The following is a 16,192-nucleotide window of genomic DNA, read 5'->3' as shown; positions in this document are numbered from 1 at the left end:
GGAGGTGCTCGAGCCTTTCTTTGCTGGCACGGCGCCCGCCGGTGGAGGGGCGGGGCTTACCGCACGTAGGAACGAGCCCTAGCGTATCCGGAGCCGGACTCGAACAGGATGCCGTGCCGTCGCGCGCCGTCAAGCCGGGTAAGAACGGCGTGATGGGTTCGCGAACCCGCGGTGGAGCCCGTGTGGCGACGGCCCGGTGAAACGGCCCACGATCACGGGAAGGCCGCTCTCGGAGGGGCCTGTATCGTACCGGCATGCCTCGGATCAGCATCATCGTGCCCGCCTACCAGGTCCAGGCGTACCTGGGTGAGTGCCTGGAGTCGGTGCTCGGCCAGTCGTTCACCGACTTCGAGGTGATCGCGGTCGACGACTGCTCGCCCGACGGCAGCGGTGAGATTCTCGACGGATTCGCACGGGCTGACGACCGGGTACGCGTGGTTCACCTGGACGAGAACGTCGGCCTCGGGCGTGCTCGGAACGCGGGCATGGAGCTGGCCACCGGCGAGTACCTCTTCTTCCTGGACAGCGACGACACGCTGACCCCCGGCGCGCTCCAGGCCGTCGCCGACCGGCTCGACGCCACCGGCGACCCGGACGTGCTGATCTTCGACTACGCCCGCACCTACTGGGACGGCCGGGTCGTCCGCAGCCGTGACGCACATCTCTTCGCCCCGGCCGAGGGCCGCCCGGACGTCTTCACCGTCGCGGAGCGCGAGGAGGTCCTCGGGCTGCTGATGGTGGTCTGGAACAAGGTGTACCGGCGCGACTTCGTCGCCAAGCACGGGTTCACCTACCCGCCCGGCTACTACGAGGACACCCCCTGGACCTACCCGACCCTGCTGGCCGCGCAGTCCGTGGCCATGCTGGACAAGGTCGTGGTCCACTACCGGCAGCGCCGACAGGGCGGCAACATCCTGGCCACGGTCAGCCGCAAGCACTTCGACATCTTCGACCAGTACGACCGGGTCTTCGCCTTCGTCGACGCCCACCCCGAGCTGGACCACTGGCGCCCGCTGCTGCACCGGCGGATGGCCGACCACCTGCGCACCATCGGCAACCACCCGGACCGGGTGCCCCCGGCCGCCCGCAAGGAGTTCTTCGAGCGCGCCGCCGAGGCCGAGCGCCGCCACCGCCCGGCCGGCAGTGCCGCGATCGAGCTGCACGGCAGCTGGAAGGCGGGCCCGCTGGGCCAGGTCGCCCGGAAGGCGAAGCAGGCCGTCAAGGCCGCCCAGCCCGAGCTGCGCCGCGCCGTCGCCGGTCCGGTGCTCGGTGGCTACCAGCGGATCCAGCGGCAGTTGCCGATCGAGGACGAGCTGGCGGTCTTCGCCAGCTACTGGGGCCGCGTCCCGGCCTGCAACCCGGCCGCCATCCACGCCAAGCTCCGCGAGCTCGCCCCCGGGCTGCGCACCGTCTGGGTGGTCGAGGCCAAGCGGCGGTCCGACGTGCCCAAGGGCATCAGCGTGGTCTCGCCCGGCTCGCGCACCTACCGCGAGGCGATCTCCCGGGCCCGGTACTTCGTCAACAACGTCAACTTCCCCGATGGCGCGCCCAAGCGCCCCGGCACCGTGCAGCTGCAGACGCACCACGGCACGCCGGTCAAGCGGATGGGCCTGGACCTGCAGGACTACCCGGCCGCCGGGCACGCGATCGACTTCGGGAAGCTGCTCCAGCGGGTCGACCGCTGGGACTACAGCCTGAGCTCCAACCGCTTCTCCACGCTGATCTGGGAGCGGGTCTACCCCTCCTCCTTCCGCAGCCTGGAGTACGGCTACCCGCGCAACGACGTCTACTACTCGGCCGGCGCCGAGGAGGTCCGCGCGGCCCGTGCCGAGCTGGGCATCCCCGAGGGCGCCACCGCCCTCCTCTACGCCCCCACGCTGCGCGACTACCGCGCCTCCTACCGCCCGCAGCTCGACCTGGCCCGGCTCGCCTCCCGTCTCGGCGACGGCTACGTGCTGCTCAACCGCGCGCACTACCTCTACGACGAGGAGCCCACCGCCGGTGTCGACGGCGGCGCGCGGGTGATCGACGTCTCCGCGCACCCTTCCGTCGAGCGGCTGGCGCTGGCCGCGGACGCCCTGGTCACGGACTACTCGTCGGTCATGTTCGACTACGCCAACCTGGACCGGCCGATCGTCGTCCTCGCCGACGACTGGGAGGTCTACCAGCAGACCCGCGGCGTCTACCTCGACCTGCTCTCCGGCAGGCCGGGCGAGACCCCGGGCGCGGTGGCCACCAGCGAGGACGAGCTCGTCGACGTCTTCCGCTCCGGCGCCTGGAACGGTCCGGAGGCGGCCGCGCTGCGCACCGCCTTCCGCGAGCGGTTCTGCGAGTTCGACGACGGCAACGCGGCCGAACGCGTCGTCCGCACCGTCTTCCTGGGCGAGACCACCCCGCTCCCGGTCGTCCCCCTCGCCGACCGCACCCCGGCCCCGAGTCCGGAGCAGGCGGGGGCCTGAGGAGGTCCGCTCACCCGTTCGGGGGCGGCGACACGGGCAGGTCCTGCGCGCTGACGGTGGTTCGGCTTAGCGTCGCTGGCATGGAAGCCACACTCACGGGGTGGGGCCGCACCGCGCCCACGACCGCCCGGCTCTGCGCGCCGAGCACCGTTGCCGACGCGGTCGCCGCCGTCGCCGCCCTGCGCGACGCGGGCGGCTCTGCCGGACGAGGCGTGCTGGCGCGCGGCCTGGGCCGCAGCTACGGCGACGCGGCGCAGAACGCCGGAGGCACGGTCCTCGACATGACCGCGCTGTCGGCGGTCCGCACGCTGGACCTGGAGCGCGGGCAGGTCAGCTGCGAGGCGGGCGTCAGCCTGGACAAGCTGATGCGGCTGCTGCTGCCCTTCGGCTGGTTCGTCCCCGTCACGCCCGGCACCCGGTACGTCACCGTGGGCGGGGCGATCGGCGCGGACATCCACGGCAAGAACCACCACGTCAGCGGCGCTTTCAGCCGCCACATCACGCGGTTCTCGCTGCTCACCGCCGACGGCGCGGTACGCGAGGTGGTCCCCGGCGACGAGCTCTTCGACGCCACCGCCGGAGGCATGGGCCTGACCGGCGTGATCCTGGACGCGACCGTCCAGCTGCTGCCCGTCGGCACCTCGTTGATGTCCGTCGACACCGAACGGGCGGCCGACCTCGACGATCTGATGGACCGTCTGACCACGACCGACCACCGCTACCGCTACTCGGTCGCCTGGATCGACCTGGTCGCCCGTGGCGCGGCCACCGGCCGGGCGGTGCTCACCCGCGGCGACCACGCCACGCCCGACCAGCTGAGCCCGCGTCAGCTGGCCGACCCGCTCGCCTTCCGCCCGCGCAGCCTCCCCGCCGCGCCGCGCGGCATCCCGGGCGGGCTGCTGCGCACCGGGTCCGTCGGCCTCTTCAACGAACTCTGGTTCCGCAAGGCTCCGCGCGAGCGGCGCGGTCAGCTTCAGCGGATCGGCGCCTTCTTCCATCCGCTGGACGGCGTCCCCGACTGGAACCGCGTCTACGGCCCGGCCGGGTTCCTGCAGTACCAGTTCGTCGTCCCCTACGGGCAGGAGGAGGTGCTGCGCGGCATCGTCACGCAGCTCAGCCGGCACGGCTGCCCGTCCTTCCTCGCCGTGCTCAAGCGGTTCGGCGAGGGCGGGTCCGGCTGGCTCTCCTTCCCGATGCCCGGCTGGACGCTCGCGCTCGACCTGCCCGCCACCGTCCCCGGCCTCGGCCCGCTGCTGGACCGGCTGGACGAGCAGGTGCTCGCCGCGGGCGGCCGGGTCTACCTGGCCAAGGACTCCCGGATGCGCCCCGGCACGCTGCACGGCATGTACCCGCGGCTCGACGCGTTCCGCGAGCTGCGCCGACGGATCGACCCGCGCGGCGTCTTCACCTCCGACCTCGCCCGCCGCCTCCAGCTCTAGGAGAAGAGACGATGATGAACGCCCTCGGTGACCCGCAGTCCCTGCTGCTGCTCGGCGGCTCCTCCGAGATCGGCCTGGCCACCGCGCGCCGTATGGTGCGCTCCCGGGTCCGTACGGTCCACCTGGCCGGACGCCCCTCGCCCGCACTCGACGCGGCGGCCGACGAACTGCGCGCCCTCGGCGCGGAGGTGGCCGTCCACCACTTCGACGCCGCCGCACCAGAGACCCACGAGACGGTCCTCGGCAAGATCTTCGCCGAGGGCGACATCGACGTCGTGCTGATGGCCTTCGGCGTCCTCGGTGACCAGCAGCGGGACGAGCAGGAGCCCATGGCCGCCGTCTCCGTCGCGCAGGTCAACTACGTCGGCGCGGTCAGCTCCGGGCTGGTCTGCGCCCAGGCGCTGCGCCGTCAGGGCCACGGCGCGCTGGTCGTGCTCTCCTCGGTCGCGGGGGAGCGGGCGCGCCGCTCCAACTTCCTCTACGGCTCCGCCAAGGCGGGCCTGGACGCCTTCGCCCAGGGCCTGGGCGACTCGCTCCGGGGCAGCGGCGCGCGGGTGATGGTGGTCCGCCCCGGCTTCGTCCGCACCCGGATGACCGAGGGCCTCAAGGAGGCCCCGCTCGCCACCACAGCCGACGGGGTCGCCGAGGCCATCGACACCGGGCTCCGCCGCGCCGCCGAGACGGTCTGGGTCCCCGGCGCCCTCCGCTACGTCATGTCCGGCCTGCGCCACCTGCCCCGACCCGTCTTCCGCAGGCTGCCGCTCTAGCGGTACGTGTGTCGCTTGGCCCAGGCGGGTGAGGCCCACGCTAGGTTCGACCGGTGGATTTCCTGACCCGCCTGCCCGTCCTCGGCCCGCTCGCGGCCCGGGTGCTGCGGACGCGCGCCTACCGCGTCTTCGAGCACTTCAACGACGTCGGCTCGAACCGGATGGCGGGCGCGGTCACCTTCTTCGCCTTCCTGGCCCTCTTCCCGCTGCTGACGGTGGCTCTGGCGATCGCCGCGACCGTGCTGACCGACAGCAGGGTCAACCAGCTCCAGCAGAAGATCGCCGAGCAGATCCCCGGCCTGTCCAAGCAGATCAACCTGCACGACATCGCCGCCAACGCGACGACGGTGGGGGTGATCAGCGGCGCCATCCTGCTCGTCTCCGGCCTGGGCTGGGTCGACACCACCCGCGCGTGCATCCGTCAGTCCTGGTGGCTCCCGCCGGAGCCCGGCAACGCGGTGGTCCGCAAGCTGTGGGACGTCGTGGTCCTGTTCGGCCTGGGTCTCGTCGGCGCGGTCTCGCTGGGCGCGTCCTCGTCGGCCCTTGCCCTGACCGGACAGGTGGCCAGGGGCCTCGGCGTGGCCGAGTCCTCGGCGGGCCGGGCCGGCCTCTCGGTCGCCGCGTTCCTGATCGCGGTGGCGGCGGACGTCCTGGTCTTCGCCTACCTGCTGGTCGGCCTGCCCCGTATCCCCGCTCCGCGGCGGCGGACGGTCCTGCAGGCCGCGCTGCTGGGCGCGGTGGGTTTCGAGATCCTCAAGCAGGCCATGGCGGCGTACCTGAGCGGAGTCGCGACGAAGAGCGTGTACGGCGCGTTCGGGACGCCGATCGCCCTCCTGCTCTGGATCAACTTCATCTGCCGCTGGCTCTTCTACTGCGTCGCCTGGACGGCGACGGCGGACCCCCGCGCGGCGCGAGCGCGTGCGCGTGCCCGGGCGGAAGGAATCCTTGCTGACGCGGACCATGAGGAAGAAGGGTGAGTTGCACTATTCAGGGGCGGCGGAGCCGTAGATCAGCACCGCCCCGCGCCCCTGAGTGCGACCCCACTGAATCAAAGGCTTGCGCGCCTGCGTGCCCGCCTGCGGCGGGCGAAGAGGAGGACGCCGCCCACCGCCACGGCGACCGCCGCCGCGCCCGCCTCGGCGTACGACGCGCTGGTGTCCGCCGTGCCCGCAGCATTCGCGGACGCCGCCCACGCCGGGGTCGCCGACGGTTTGGTTGCGCGCTTCGCCGCCGTCTCCTGGGCCGGAGGGGCGACCGCATCGAGGGTGCCGATGGGGTGCGCGCCGTGCGCCACCGCGCTGAAGCCCCAGTCGAGGAGCTCGCGGGCCTCCTTGTAGACCTCGTTGCGCTCCGGGTTCTGCGGGTTCATCACGGTGACCAGCACCGTGTGCCCGTCGTGCCGTGCGGCCTCGATCACGGTGTTGCCCGCGTTGGTGGTGTAGCCGTTCTTGACCCCGACCAGGCCGGGATACTGCTGGCCGACGCCGTCGAAGCCCGTCAGCAGCCGGTTGGTGTTGTCGATCTCGAAGGGCTTGCCCTTCGTGGTCGGCCCACCCGGGAACTCGGCCGACGCCGTGCCGCAGTCCTTCGCGAAGACCGGGTTCTTCAGGCCGTTCAGCGCGAACAGCGTCAGGTCGTACGCCGAGGAGACCTGGCCGGGCATGTCGTAGCCGTCGGGGCTGATCACATGCGTGTCGTGGGCGCCCAGCGCCACCGCCTTGGCCTGCATCTGCTCGACCGTCGTGGCGACGCCGCCGTTCATCGCGGCCAGCACGTGGACCGCGTCGTTGCCGGAGCGGAGGAAGACGCCGAGCCACAGGTCGGAGACCCGGTAGGTCTGACCCGGCATCACCCCGACCTCGCTGCTGCCCTCGCCCATGCCGTCGAAGTCGGACTCGACGACCCTGTGCTCCGCGCCCTGCGGGATCTTCGGCAGCACGGTGTCCGCGAACAGGGTCTTCAGCGTGCTGGCGGGCGGCAGCGGCCAGTGCGGGTTCTGGGCGGCGAGGACGTCGTCCGCATCGCCGTCAGAGACCATCCAGGAGAGCGCCGAGAGCCCGGACGGCAGGGCAGGCGCGCCCGCTCCCGTCTGTGGGCCGGGACGGCTGAGCTGTTCGCCGCCGACCGCCGACATCTGCGCGGGCGGTCTGCGCACGGGGGAGTCGGCGAGGCCGGGCGCGCGCCCGGCGGCCGTCATCGTCATCGTCACGGCGGTCATGACCGTCAATGCGGCAATGCCGGAGAGGGGCTTCCTCAGCGCGTGATCACGTAGCTGCACGGCCCGACCGTACCCAATCCGTCGCAACGTTTGTCATTAAAGCTCACAGGACCCCTCGTCCGGACGCGTCCGTTGCTCCGGACATACTGAAGTCATGAGACTCAGTCGACGTGCTTCCTGGTTCCTGACCGCTTTCGGGGTGTGGTCGATCTGGATCTGGGTCACCTTCTTCAAGAACCTGTGGGCCGACGGCGAGGGGCTCGCCTTCGTCCACGGCGACCACTCGCGGCCGACCGCCTACTTCTGGATCCACGCGGCGCTGGCGCTCAGCTCGCTCATCCTGGGCGTCGTGGTCGGCAGCATCGGCGTGCGCAGCCTCCGCGGCATGCGCCGCGCCGTGAGCCAGGCCACCGAGGAGCAGCCCGAGCGGGCCACGGAGCCCGTTGCCTGACACGTCGTCACCGAGGTTCAACGAGTCCGGACCGGTGAAGAAACGCAGAGAGGCCCGGCCCCCGAAGGGGCCGGGCCTCTTGACGCCGGCTACGCCGTCAAGCGAGAAGCTCAGTAGCGACGCGTGATCAGTGCGCGCTTCACTTCCTGGATCGCCTTGGTGACCTCGATGCCACGCGGGCAGGCGTCGGTGCAGTTGAAGGTGGTGCGGCAGCGCCACACGCCCTCACGGTCGTTCAGGATCTCCAGCCGCTGCTCCGCGCCCTCGTCACGCGAGTCGAAGATGAAGCGGTGGGCGTTCACGATCGCGGCCGGACCGAAGTACTGGCCGTCGTTCCAGAACACCGGGCAGGAGGACGTGCAGGCGGCGCAGAGGATGCACTTGGTGGTGTCCTCGAAGCGCTGGACGTCCTCCTCCGACTGGATCCGCTCGCGCGTCGGCGCGTTGCCCTTGGTGATCAGGAAGGGCATCACGTCGCGGTACGCCTGGAAGAACGGGTCCATGTCCACGACCAGGTCCTTGAGGACCGTCATGCCCTTGATGGGCTCGATCGTGATCGGCTTGTCCGGGTTGACGTCCTTGATGAGGGTCTTGCAGGCAAGACGGTTCTTGCCGTTGATCCGCATCGCGTCGGAGCCGCAGACGCCGTGGGCGCAGGAGCGACGGTAGGTGAGCGTGCCGTCCTGCTCCCACTTGACCTTGTTGATCGCGTCGAGGACGCGCTCCTTCGGGTCCACCGTGAGCTGGTAGTCGACCCACACCGCGTCCGGGTGCTCCTCCGGGTTGAACCGGCGGATCCGGAGCGTGATGGTGATCAGCTCGATCTTGCCCGACTCGGCCGCGTCCAGTGCGGCGGAGTGCGGGTTCGCGTCAGTGATGGTGGGGGTGCTCATCAGTACTTACGCTCCATCGGCTGGTAGCGGGTGACCACGACCGGCTTGTAGTCCAGGCGGACGCTGGTCTCACCCTTCTCGTCGACCTCGCGGTACGCCATGGTGTGCTGCATGAACTTGACGTCGTCGCGCTTCGGGAAGTCCTCGCGGTAGTGACCGCCGCGGGACTCCTGGCGGGCCAGCGCGGAGACCGCGGTGACCTCGGCCAGGTCGAGGAGGTTGCCCAGCTCGACGGCCTCCAGCAGGTCGGTGTTGTACCGCTGGCCCTTGTCCATCACCGAGATGTTCTTGTAACGCTCCTTCAGCTCGGCGATGTCGGCCACCGCCTGCTTCAGGGTCGCCTCGGTGCGGTACACGGACACGTTGGTGTCCATCGACTGCTGCAGCGCCTCGCGGATGTCGCCGACGCGCTCGCTGCCCGTCGCGGTGCGGATGCCCTCCAGCAGCTCGACCACCTTGGCGGCCGGGTTCTCCGGCAGCTCGACGTAGTCGGCGGTCTGGGAGTACTCCGCGGCGGCGATGCCCGCGCGGCGGCCGAAGACGTTGATGTCGAGCAGCGAGTTCGTGCCCAGGCGGTTGGCGCCGTGGACGGACACGCAGGCGACCTCACCGGCGGCGTACAGACCCGGGACGACGGTCTCGTTGTCCAGCAGGACCTCGGAGTCGTTGTTGGTCGGGATGCCGCCCATGGCGTAGTGCGCGGTCGGCTGGATCGGGATCGGGTCCGTGTAGGGCTCGATGCCGAGGTACGTGCGCGCGAACTCGGTGATGTCCGGCAGCTTGGCGTCCAGCTGCTCCGGCGGCAGGTGGGTCAGGTCCAGGTAGACGTGGTCACCGTCGAGGCCGCAACCACGACCGGCCCGGATCTCCGAGTAGATGGCGCGGGAGACGACGTCACGGGACGCCAGGTCCTTCATGACCGGCGCGTAGCGCTCCATGAAGCGCTCGCCGTCCTTGTTGCGCAGGATGCCGCCCTCGCCGCGGGCGCCCTCGGTGAGCAGGATGCCCATCCGCCAGATGCCCGTCGGGTGGAACTGGAAGAACTCCATGTCCTCCAGCGGCAGGCCACGACGGTACGCGGCGGCCTGGCCGTCACCGGTCAGGGTGTGCGCGTTCGAGGTGACCTTGAAGAACTTGCCGTTGCCGCCGGAGGCGAAGATGACCGACTTCGCCTGGAAGACGTGCACCTCGCCGGTGGCCAGCTCGTACGCGACCACACCGGCGGTGCGCTTGACGCCGTCCACCTCGGTGAGCAGCAGGTCCAGGACGTAGAACTCGTTGAAGAACTCCACGCCCTCCTTGACGCAGTTCTGGTACAGCGTCTGGAGGATCATGTGGCCGGTGCGGTCCGCGGCGTAGCAGGAGCGGCGCACCGCGGCCTCGCCGTGGTTGCGGGTGTGGCCGCCGAAGCGGCGCTGGTCGATCTTGCCCTCCGGCGTGCGGTTGAAGGGCAGGCCCATCTTCTCCAGGTCGAGGACGGCGTCGATCGCCTCCTTGGCCAGGATCTCGGCGGCGTCCTGGTCGACCAGGTAGTCACCGCCCTTGACGGTGTCGAAGGTGTGCCACTCCCAGTTGTCGTCCTCGACGTTGGCGAGGGCGGCGGCCATGCCGCCCTGGGCCGCGCCGGTGTGGGAGCGGGTCGGGTAGAGCTTGGTGAGCACCGCGGTGCGGCTGCGCTTGGTCGACTCGACCGCGGCGCGCATCCCGGCGCCGCCGGCGCCGACGATGACGGTGTCGTACTGGTGAATCTGCATGTCAGTTAGCTGCCTCGTCCGTCCGCGTCAGCTGATGTTCGGGTCGAAGGTGAAGATCACCAGGGTGCCCAGCAGCACGGTGAACACCGTGGCGGCCACCAGCAGGACCTTCAGCCAGAAGCGGGTGGTGTCGCGCTCGGCGTAGTCGTTGATGACCGTGCGCATGCCGTTGGCGCCGTGGAGCATGGCGAGCCAGAGCATGAGCAGGTCCCAGCCCTGCCAGAACGGCGAGGCCCAGCGACCGGCGACGAAGGCGAAGCTGATCTTGGAGACACCGCCGTCCAGCACCAGCTGGATGATCAGGTGACCGAGGATCAGGAAGACCAGCACGACACCCGAGAGGCGCATGAACAGCCACGCCAGCATCTCGAAGTTGGTGCGGCTGCGACGGCCCGCCGTGGTCCTGGTGCGCTTGCGCGGCGGCTCGATCAGGAACGCGCTCGGGTCGGCCGGAGCGCCGTTCTCGGTCAGCTCGACGCTGCCGATGGAGTCGGTTGCCATCTCTGCCTCACCCGAACCAGTTCTTCAGGGTCTCCTGCAGGATCGGGTAGAACGCACCCGCCATCAGCAGGACCCAGACGGTCACGACGGTCCACAGCATCTGGGCCTGGTACTTCGGCCCCTTGGCCCAGAAGTCCACCGCGATGACCCGGAGGCCGTTCAGCGCGTGGAAGAGGATGGCGGCGGTGAGGCCGTACTCCATCAGGTTGACGGGCCACGTCTTGTACGTCGCGATCACGCTGTTGTAGGCCTGCGGCGAAACACGGACCAGGGCGGTGTCGAGGACGTGGGCGAACAGGAAGAAGAAAATGAGGACGCCGGTGACTCGATGAGCCACCCACGACCACATGCCTTCCCGGCCGCGGTACAGCGTTCCAGCCGGCACGGAAGAACCCTCCGGGAGCGGGGCGGGGGTCGCCCGGCATCTCGGCATCTACGTCGGTGTCGGTCGGCCCGGCCGGATACGGTCCACCGGCCGCGGCCATCGTAGCCAGAGCGGAGTGCCGGGGGCCTGTTGGGGGGCCTGTGCCGGGGACGGATCCACTCCGTTGATCGTTCGGATGATCGACCAACGGGGCGGATCGGAGGGTTTTGGTCCGGGTTTCCGGGGATTTTCCCGGGCTTGGGGGGCAGGTTGGTCGGCCGTCAGTTCGAGACAGAACGTGCTGGTGTGGTTGATCTCACCCCCGTCGTCTCACGTTGTCGCCGAGGCGTGAGACGCCACGAGATGCGTGAGTCGACTTTGTGAGATCCGACGAAGCTCCTCGGCGGTGGTGGAGCGCTCCTCGTCCGGGTCGTTGGACAGCCGCGCGCGGATGCTGGCGAGGACGGTGCCCAACATCTCGTCCGGTGGGCAGTCGTCCAGGCACACCACGAAGACATGCCCGAACCGCGCCTCGTACGCGGCGTGCGCGGCGCGCAGAGCGGTCCGTGCGGCGTTGCTCCCCGGCGCGCGCATGCCCAGCAGGGGCTGCGGCATGCAGCTCTCGTCGGCGAGCGCCTCCGTCAGGTCCCGGTGCGACATGTCGTAGGACGCCTCGCTGGCCGCGGCGAGCAGCGAGCCCACATCCGGGTACGGGCGGTGCGCGGCGATCCTTATCGCCCAACGCCGGCTGCCGCAGCAGGCCAGCAGGGCTTCTTCGGCTGCGCCGGGGCTCGCCACATTGAGCCGTTGCAGTCCTGCGGCGTGCGCGTCCGGCAAATCCGGCGTGGCCGGCGGTTGGATCGGCGACCTGGCCAGCGGGTCCTCCTCGGAGGGTGCGGGTTGGCGGTGCGGTGGTCGGTGCCCAGAGGCTAGGGCCTGCCACCGACGACATCGGCACTCGATAAGACGTCGGGGCCGCTGGCGCACGGGCGTCCGACACCAGGATTCACTCGCACGGGGTATTAAGTCGAGACCTCTACGGCCGAATTATGAGACGGCGTCAGCTGAATGAACGAACAGTCGGGCACCTGTGCACTTCTGGGGGGCGCGGGGCTGTGCTTGATCAACTGCGTGCGCCAGACACCACCGTGGGCGGATGGCCCTGTTCGCGCGGCCTGCCACGTGGGTGGGTGGCCTGTCGCGCAGTTGATCAAGCACAGCCCGCGCCCCTGAATAGTGCAACTTCCCCGTGCGTTGTCTGAACTACTGCCGGTGGACCTTGTGCTGGGCCGCCTGGGCGCGGGGGCGAACGACCAGGAGGTCCACGTTCACGTGGGCGGGGCGGGTGACCGCCCAGACGATGGTGTCCGCGACGTCGGCCGCGCTGAGCGGGTCCGGGACGCCCGCGTACACCGCCGCCGCCTTCGACGCGTCGCCGCGGAAGCGGGTGAGCGCGAACTCGTCGGTCTGGACCATGCCCGGCGCGATCTCGATGACGCGGATCGGCTCGCCGAGCAGCTCCAGCCGCAGCGTCGCCGCGATGGCGTGTGCGCCCGCCTTCGCCGCGACGTAGCCCGCGCCGCCCTCGTACGGGGCGAACGCGGCGGTGGAGGAGAGGACGAGGACCGTGCCGTCGCCGGAGGCGCGCAGCGCCGGGAGCAGCGCCTGGGTCACGTGGAGGACACCGAGGACGTTGACGTCGAACATGGTCTGCCAGTCCGCCGGGTCCGCGTCGGCGACGGGCTCCGCGCCGATCGCCCCGCCCGCGTTGTTGACCAGGACGTCGACCCGGTCCAGCGACGCCGCGAACGCGGTCACCGCCGCGCGGTCGGTCACGTCGAGCGTGTGCACACTCGCCGCCGTGCCGATCTCCTTGGCCAGCGCCTCCAGTCGGTCCGCGCGGCGGGCGACCAGAGCCACCCGGTACCCCGTAGCGGCCAGGCCACGGGCCGTCGCGGCGCCGATCCCACTGCTCGCGCCGGTCACCACGGCGACCTTCTGCACTGTCATCTCTGCTGTTCCTCCAAGCGAGTTCCGGCTGCTGTGAGCAAGCTCCCAGAGGATGCGCCTATTCCCTGCACAGGCGCATCATTACCGTACGTAGCGAAGCGGACGGTAACCGCTGCCAACGCCCCAGGTCCACTGCCGCCACGACCCTGGAGGACTCCTCATGGCCCGCCTGTCCGAGTCCGGACTGCCCATCGAACCCGTCTACGGGCCGGCCGCCCTCACGGGCTGGGATCCCGTCACCGAGCTGGGCGAGCCCGGACAGTACCCGTTCACCCGCGGGGTCTATCCGACCATGTACACGGGCAAGCCGTGGACCATGCGGCAGTACGCCGGCTTCGGCACCGCCGCCGAGTCCAACGCCCGCTACAAGCAACTGATCGCCAACGGCACCACGGGCCTGTCGGTCGCCTTCGACCTGCCGACGCAGATGGGCTACGACTCGGACGCCACCGTCGCCCACGGCGAGGTCGGCAAGGTCGGCGTGGCCGTCGACAGCGTCGAGGACATGGGCGTCCTCTTCGACGGCATCCCGCTGGGCGAGGTCTCCACGTCGATGACCATCAACGCGCCCGCTTCACTGCTGCTGCTCCTCTACCAACTCGTGGGCGAGTCCCAGGGCGTCCCGTCGGGGAGGCTGACCGGGACCGTCCAGAACGACGTGCTGAAGGAGTACATCGCGCGCGGGACGTACATCTTCCCGCCGAAGCCGTCACTGCGTCTGATCGCGGACGTCTTCCAGTACTGCCGTGCGGAGATCCCGCGCTGGAACACCATCTCCATCTCCGGCTACCACATGGCCGAGGCCGGGGCCACACCCGCGCAGGAGATCGCCTTCACGCTGGCCGACGGCATCGAGTACGTCCGCACCGCGATCGCGGCCGGCATGGACGTGGACGACTTCGCGCCGCGGCTCTCCTTCTTCTTCGTCTCACGCACCACCCTGCTGGAGGAGGTGGCCAAGTTCCGTGCCGCCCGCCGGATCTGGGCGCGCGTCATGAAGGAGGAGTTCCACGCCAAGAACCCCAAGTCGATGATGCTGCGCTTCCACACCCAGACCGCGGGCGTGCAGCTGACGGCCCAACAGCCCGAGGTCAACCTGGTCCGCGTCTCGATCCAGGCGCTGGCGGCGGTGCTGGGCGGCACGCAGTCGCTGCACACCAACAGCTTCGACGAGGCCATCGCGCTGCCGACGGAGAAGTCCGCGCGCCTGGCGCTGCGCACGCAGCAGGTGCTGGCGTACGAGAGCGACGTGACCGCGACCGTCGACCCGTTCGCGGGCTCCTACGTGGTCGAGCAGCTGACCGACGAGGTCGAGACGGCGGCGCTGGAGCTGATGGCCAAGGTCGAGGAGATGGGCGGCGCGGTCGCCGGTATCGAGCGCGGCTACCAGAAGAACGAGATCGAGCGCAGCGCGTACCGGATCGCCCTGGAGACGGACGCGGGCGAGCGGACCGTGGTCGGCGTCAACCGCTTCCAGCTGGACGAGGAGGAGCCCTACGAGCCGCTCCGCGTCGACCCGGCGATCGAGGCGCGGCAGGCAGAGCGCCTGGCCAAGCTCCGCGCGGACCGCGACAGCGCGGCCGTCGACCACGCGCTCTCCGCGCTGCGCCGCGCGGCGGGGTCGGAGGGGGAGAACGTGCTGTACCCGATGAAGGAGGCGCTGGCCGCGCGGGCAACTGTCGGCGAGACCTGCGACGCGCTGCGGGACGTCTGGGGGACGTACATCCCCGTGGACAGCTTCTGAGCAGGTGCACCAGCAGGGCCCCGCGACCCTGGGGTCACTGCAACTGACTCTCGTGCCTCTCGCGCGGCTTGCTCGTTGATCTCTTCAACGAAGTAGTGCGGAGGCGCGCGTGAGCGAGGATTCCTACCCGGTTCGGGCAGAACCATGCGCCGAGCGGGCGACAACTTTCTCGTCCGGCGGTATGAATTTCGGTGATCCCCTGCCACAACTGTCCCAGGGCCGTAGCCTTGTGGGGGTGAACGAGTCCACTGAGCTGCGGTCCCGCGTGCAGGCCCTGCAACCCGAGCTGATCGCCTTCCGGCGCGACCTGCACATGCACCCCGAGTTGGGTCGCCACGAGTTCCGGACCACGGCGCTGATCAAGGAGCGGCTGGAGCAGGCCGGTCTCGCGCCGCGCGTGCTTCCGGGCGGTACGGGTCTGCTCTGCGACATCGTGCCCGAGGGTGCCCCCGGTGACCGCGGCATTCTCGGTTTCCGCGCCGACATCGACGCGCTGCCGATCGACGACGCCAAGCCCGCGAGCGTGCCCTACCGTTCGACGGTTGCCGGGCGGGCCCACGCCTGTGGTCACGACCTGCACACCAGTATCGTGCTCGGCACCGGCATCCTCCTCGCCGAGGCCGCGCGCAGTGGCGCGCTCGCGCGGCCGGTGCGGCTGATCTTCCAGCCGGCCGAGGAGGTCATGCCGGGCGGTGCCCTGGACGTCGTCAAGTGCGGCGGGGCGGAGGGGCTGGAGCGCATCTTCGCCGTGCACTGCGACCCCAAGGTCGAGGTCGGCAAGGTCGGCCTGAAGGTCGGCGCGATCACCTCGGCCTGCGACCGGCTGGTCGTCAGCCTGGACGGGCCCGGCGGTCACACCGCGCGTCCGCACCTCACCACGGATCTGGTCACCGCGGTCGCCCGGACGGCCGCGGAGCTGCCGGCCGCGCTGGCCCGGCGGATGGACGTGCGCTGGGGCGTCAGCCTGGTCTGGGGTCGGATCGCCTCCGGCTCGGCCGCCAACGTCATTCCGCAGCACGCGGAGCTGGAGGGCACCGTCCGCTGCCTGGAGCTGGCCGGTTGGCGCGAGGCGCCGGGTGCGATCGACGAGCTGGTCGGGCAGATCGCGGAGACCCACCGGGCGAAGTGGGTCCTCGACTACCACCGCGGCGTCCCGCCGGTGGTGAACGAGGAGGAGTCGATCGCCATGATCGAGTCCGTCATGGCCGCGCGTTTCGGCAAGGAGAGCATCGAGGGCACCGAGCAGAGCCTCGGCGGCGAGGACTTCTCCTGGTACCTCCAGCAGGTGCCGGGCGCGCTGGCCCGCCTCGGCGTCCGCTCGCCCGACGAGCAGGGCACCCGCGATCTCCACCAGGGCACCTTCGACGCGGACGAGCGCGCCATCGGTGTCGGCACCGAGCTGTTCGCGTCACTGGCGCTGAGCTGAGCTCCGGTCAGACGCGCGTCACCTGCTCTGTAGTTGCTCCGTACGTGCTCCGGTGTTGCTCCGTTCGAGCGACATCGGAGCAGATTCATCCAGTTGGATCGGCCTGTTCAGCTGTGCCCGGATGGCAGAAATGCGACGATCTGATAACGGCGATGCAGCCGTGACA

14 protein-coding genes are annotated in these 16,192 nt (G+C 70.4%); 7 read left to right on the top strand and 7 right to left on the bottom strand.

Annotation, left to right across the window (positions count from 1 at the left end; genetic code table 11):
• Positions 1 to 254: 254 nt before the first annotated feature.
• The 4 genes from ABH928_RS26885 to ABH928_RS26870 all read left to right on the top strand — a co-directional run bounded on the left by ABH928_RS26885 (position 255) and on the right by ABH928_RS26870 (position 5,642).
• Positions 255 to 2,459 carry a CDP-glycerol glycerophosphotransferase family protein gene (locus ABH928_RS26885; protein ID WP_370070980.1) on the top strand — a complete coding sequence of 735 codons (2,205 nt, stop codon included), beginning with the start codon at positions 255 to 257 and terminating at the stop codon, positions 2,457 to 2,459.
• 80 nt (positions 2,460 to 2,539) lie between these two features.
• Entirely contained in the window at positions 2,540 to 3,898 is a 1,359-nt protein-coding gene (locus tag ABH928_RS26880; RefSeq protein ID WP_370070978.1) for an FAD-binding protein, read from the top strand.
• Between the two features lie 11 nt (positions 3,899 to 3,909).
• Positions 3,910 to 4,665, top strand: coding sequence for a decaprenylphospho-beta-D-erythro-pentofuranosid-2-ulose 2-reductase (locus ABH928_RS26875; RefSeq protein ID WP_370070976.1), 756 nt, complete (start codon positions 3,910 to 3,912; stop codon positions 4,663 to 4,665).
• Positions 4,666 to 4,718: 53 nt separating this feature from the next.
• On the top strand, positions 4,719 to 5,642 hold the full coding sequence (locus ABH928_RS26870) for a YihY/virulence factor BrkB family protein (protein ID WP_370070974.1): 924 nt from the start codon (positions 4,719 to 4,721) through the stop codon (positions 5,640 to 5,642).
• A 71-nt stretch (positions 5,643 to 5,713) separates the two neighbouring features.
• Here ABH928_RS26870 and ABH928_RS26865 read toward each other — a convergent pair whose 3' ends face one another.
• On the bottom strand, positions 5,714 to 6,943 hold the full coding sequence (locus ABH928_RS26865) for a D-alanyl-D-alanine carboxypeptidase family protein (protein WP_370070972.1): 1,230 nt from the start codon (positions 6,941 to 6,943) through the stop codon (positions 5,714 to 5,716).
• 94 nt (positions 6,944 to 7,037) lie between these two features.
• Between ABH928_RS26865 and ABH928_RS26860 the strand changes: the two genes are divergently transcribed.
• Positions 7,038 to 7,334: an SCO4848 family membrane protein gene (locus ABH928_RS26860; RefSeq protein WP_370070970.1), complete on the top strand. Its 297-nt coding sequence runs from the start codon at positions 7,038 to 7,040 to the stop codon at positions 7,332 to 7,334.
• Positions 7,335 to 7,444: 110 nt separating this feature from the next.
• On the opposite strand, the gene ABH928_RS26855 is transcribed toward ABH928_RS26860, so the two are convergent.
• From ABH928_RS26855 to ABH928_RS26830, 6 genes are all read right to left on the bottom strand, one after another.
• Positions 7,445 to 8,227, bottom strand: coding sequence for a succinate dehydrogenase iron-sulfur subunit (locus ABH928_RS26855; protein WP_370070968.1), 783 nt, complete (start codon positions 8,225 to 8,227; stop codon positions 7,445 to 7,447).
• Complete coding sequence (gene sdhA / locus ABH928_RS26850) at positions 8,227 to 9,981, bottom strand: succinate dehydrogenase flavoprotein subunit (protein WP_370070966.1); 1,755 nt, start codon at positions 9,979 to 9,981, stop codon at positions 8,227 to 8,229. The genes ABH928_RS26855 and sdhA overlap by 1 nt, the downstream gene beginning before the upstream one ends.
• A gap of 27 nt (positions 9,982 to 10,008) precedes the next feature.
• The gene (locus tag ABH928_RS26845; RefSeq protein WP_370070964.1) at positions 10,009 to 10,482 is read right to left on the bottom strand and encodes a succinate dehydrogenase hydrophobic membrane anchor subunit; all 474 of its coding nucleotides are present in this window, start codon (positions 10,480 to 10,482) and stop codon (positions 10,009 to 10,011) included.
• Positions 10,483 to 10,489: 7 nt separating this feature from the next.
• Positions 10,490 to 10,867: a succinate dehydrogenase, cytochrome b556 subunit gene (gene sdhC, locus ABH928_RS26840; protein ID WP_370070962.1), complete on the bottom strand. Its 378-nt coding sequence runs from the start codon at positions 10,865 to 10,867 to the stop codon at positions 10,490 to 10,492.
• 309 nt (positions 10,868 to 11,176) lie between these two features.
• A complete protein-coding gene (locus ABH928_RS26835) occupies positions 11,177 to 11,707 on the bottom strand; it encodes a 2-oxo-4-hydroxy-4-carboxy-5-ureidoimidazoline decarboxylase (protein WP_370071057.1) in 531 nt (176 codons plus the stop codon).
• Positions 11,708 to 12,109: 402 nt separating this feature from the next.
• Positions 12,110 to 12,856, bottom strand: coding sequence for an SDR family NAD(P)-dependent oxidoreductase (locus tag ABH928_RS26830; RefSeq protein WP_370070960.1), 747 nt, complete (start codon positions 12,854 to 12,856; stop codon positions 12,110 to 12,112).
• A gap of 160 nt (positions 12,857 to 13,016) precedes the next feature.
• Between ABH928_RS26830 and ABH928_RS26825 the strand changes: the two genes are divergently transcribed.
• A complete protein-coding gene (locus ABH928_RS26825) occupies positions 13,017 to 14,600 on the top strand; it encodes a methylmalonyl-CoA mutase (RefSeq protein ID WP_370070958.1) in 1,584 nt (527 codons plus the stop codon).
• Positions 14,601 to 14,781: 181 nt separating this feature from the next.
• Positions 14,782 to 16,026, top strand: coding sequence for an amidohydrolase (locus ABH928_RS26820; protein ID WP_370070956.1), 1,245 nt, complete (start codon positions 14,782 to 14,784; stop codon positions 16,024 to 16,026).
• Positions 16,027 to 16,192: the final 166 nt, after the last annotated feature.

Source organism: Streptacidiphilus sp. MAP5-3 (genome assembly GCF_041262505.1).
In the GTDB taxonomy this organism is placed as follows: Bacteria; Actinomycetota; Actinomycetes; order Streptomycetales; family Streptomycetaceae; genus Streptacidiphilus.
The sequence above is the reverse complement of the archived record's forward strand: the minus strand, read 5'-3'. Positions and strand labels throughout refer to the sequence as shown.

What these genes read in the sequence shown, in the direction of transcription:
- ABH928_RS26880 (WP_370070978.1), top strand. Translation starts at nt 2,540, where the DNA reads ATGGAAGCCACACTCACGGGGTGGGGCCGCACCGCGCCCACGACCGCC.
- ABH928_RS26830 (WP_370070960.1), bottom strand. Translation starts at nt 12,856, where the DNA reads ATGACAGTGCAGAAGGTCGCCGTGGTGACCGGCGCGAGCAGTGGGATC.
- ABH928_RS26885 (WP_370070980.1), top strand. Translation starts at nt 255, where the DNA reads ATGCCTCGGATCAGCATCATCGTGCCCGCCTACCAGGTCCAGGCGTAC.
- ABH928_RS26845 (WP_370070964.1), bottom strand. Translation starts at nt 10,482, where the DNA reads ATGGCAACCGACTCCATCGGCAGCGTCGAGCTGACCGAGAACGGCGCT.
- ABH928_RS26855 (WP_370070968.1), bottom strand. Translation starts at nt 8,227, where the DNA reads ATGAGCACCCCCACCATCACTGACGCGAACCCGCACTCCGCCGCACTG.
- ABH928_RS26860 (WP_370070970.1), top strand. Translation starts at nt 7,038, where the DNA reads ATGAGACTCAGTCGACGTGCTTCCTGGTTCCTGACCGCTTTCGGGGTG.
- sdhA (WP_370070966.1), bottom strand. Translation starts at nt 9,981, where the DNA reads ATGCAGATTCACCAGTACGACACCGTCATCGTCGGCGCCGGCGGCGCC.
- ABH928_RS26825 (WP_370070958.1), top strand. Translation starts at nt 13,017, where the DNA reads ATGGCCCGCCTGTCCGAGTCCGGACTGCCCATCGAACCCGTCTACGGG.
- ABH928_RS26820 (WP_370070956.1), top strand. Translation starts at nt 14,782, where the DNA reads ATGAATTTCGGTGATCCCCTGCCACAACTGTCCCAGGGCCGTAGCCTT.
- ABH928_RS26875 (WP_370070976.1), top strand. Translation starts at nt 3,910, where the DNA reads ATGATGAACGCCCTCGGTGACCCGCAGTCCCTGCTGCTGCTCGGCGGC.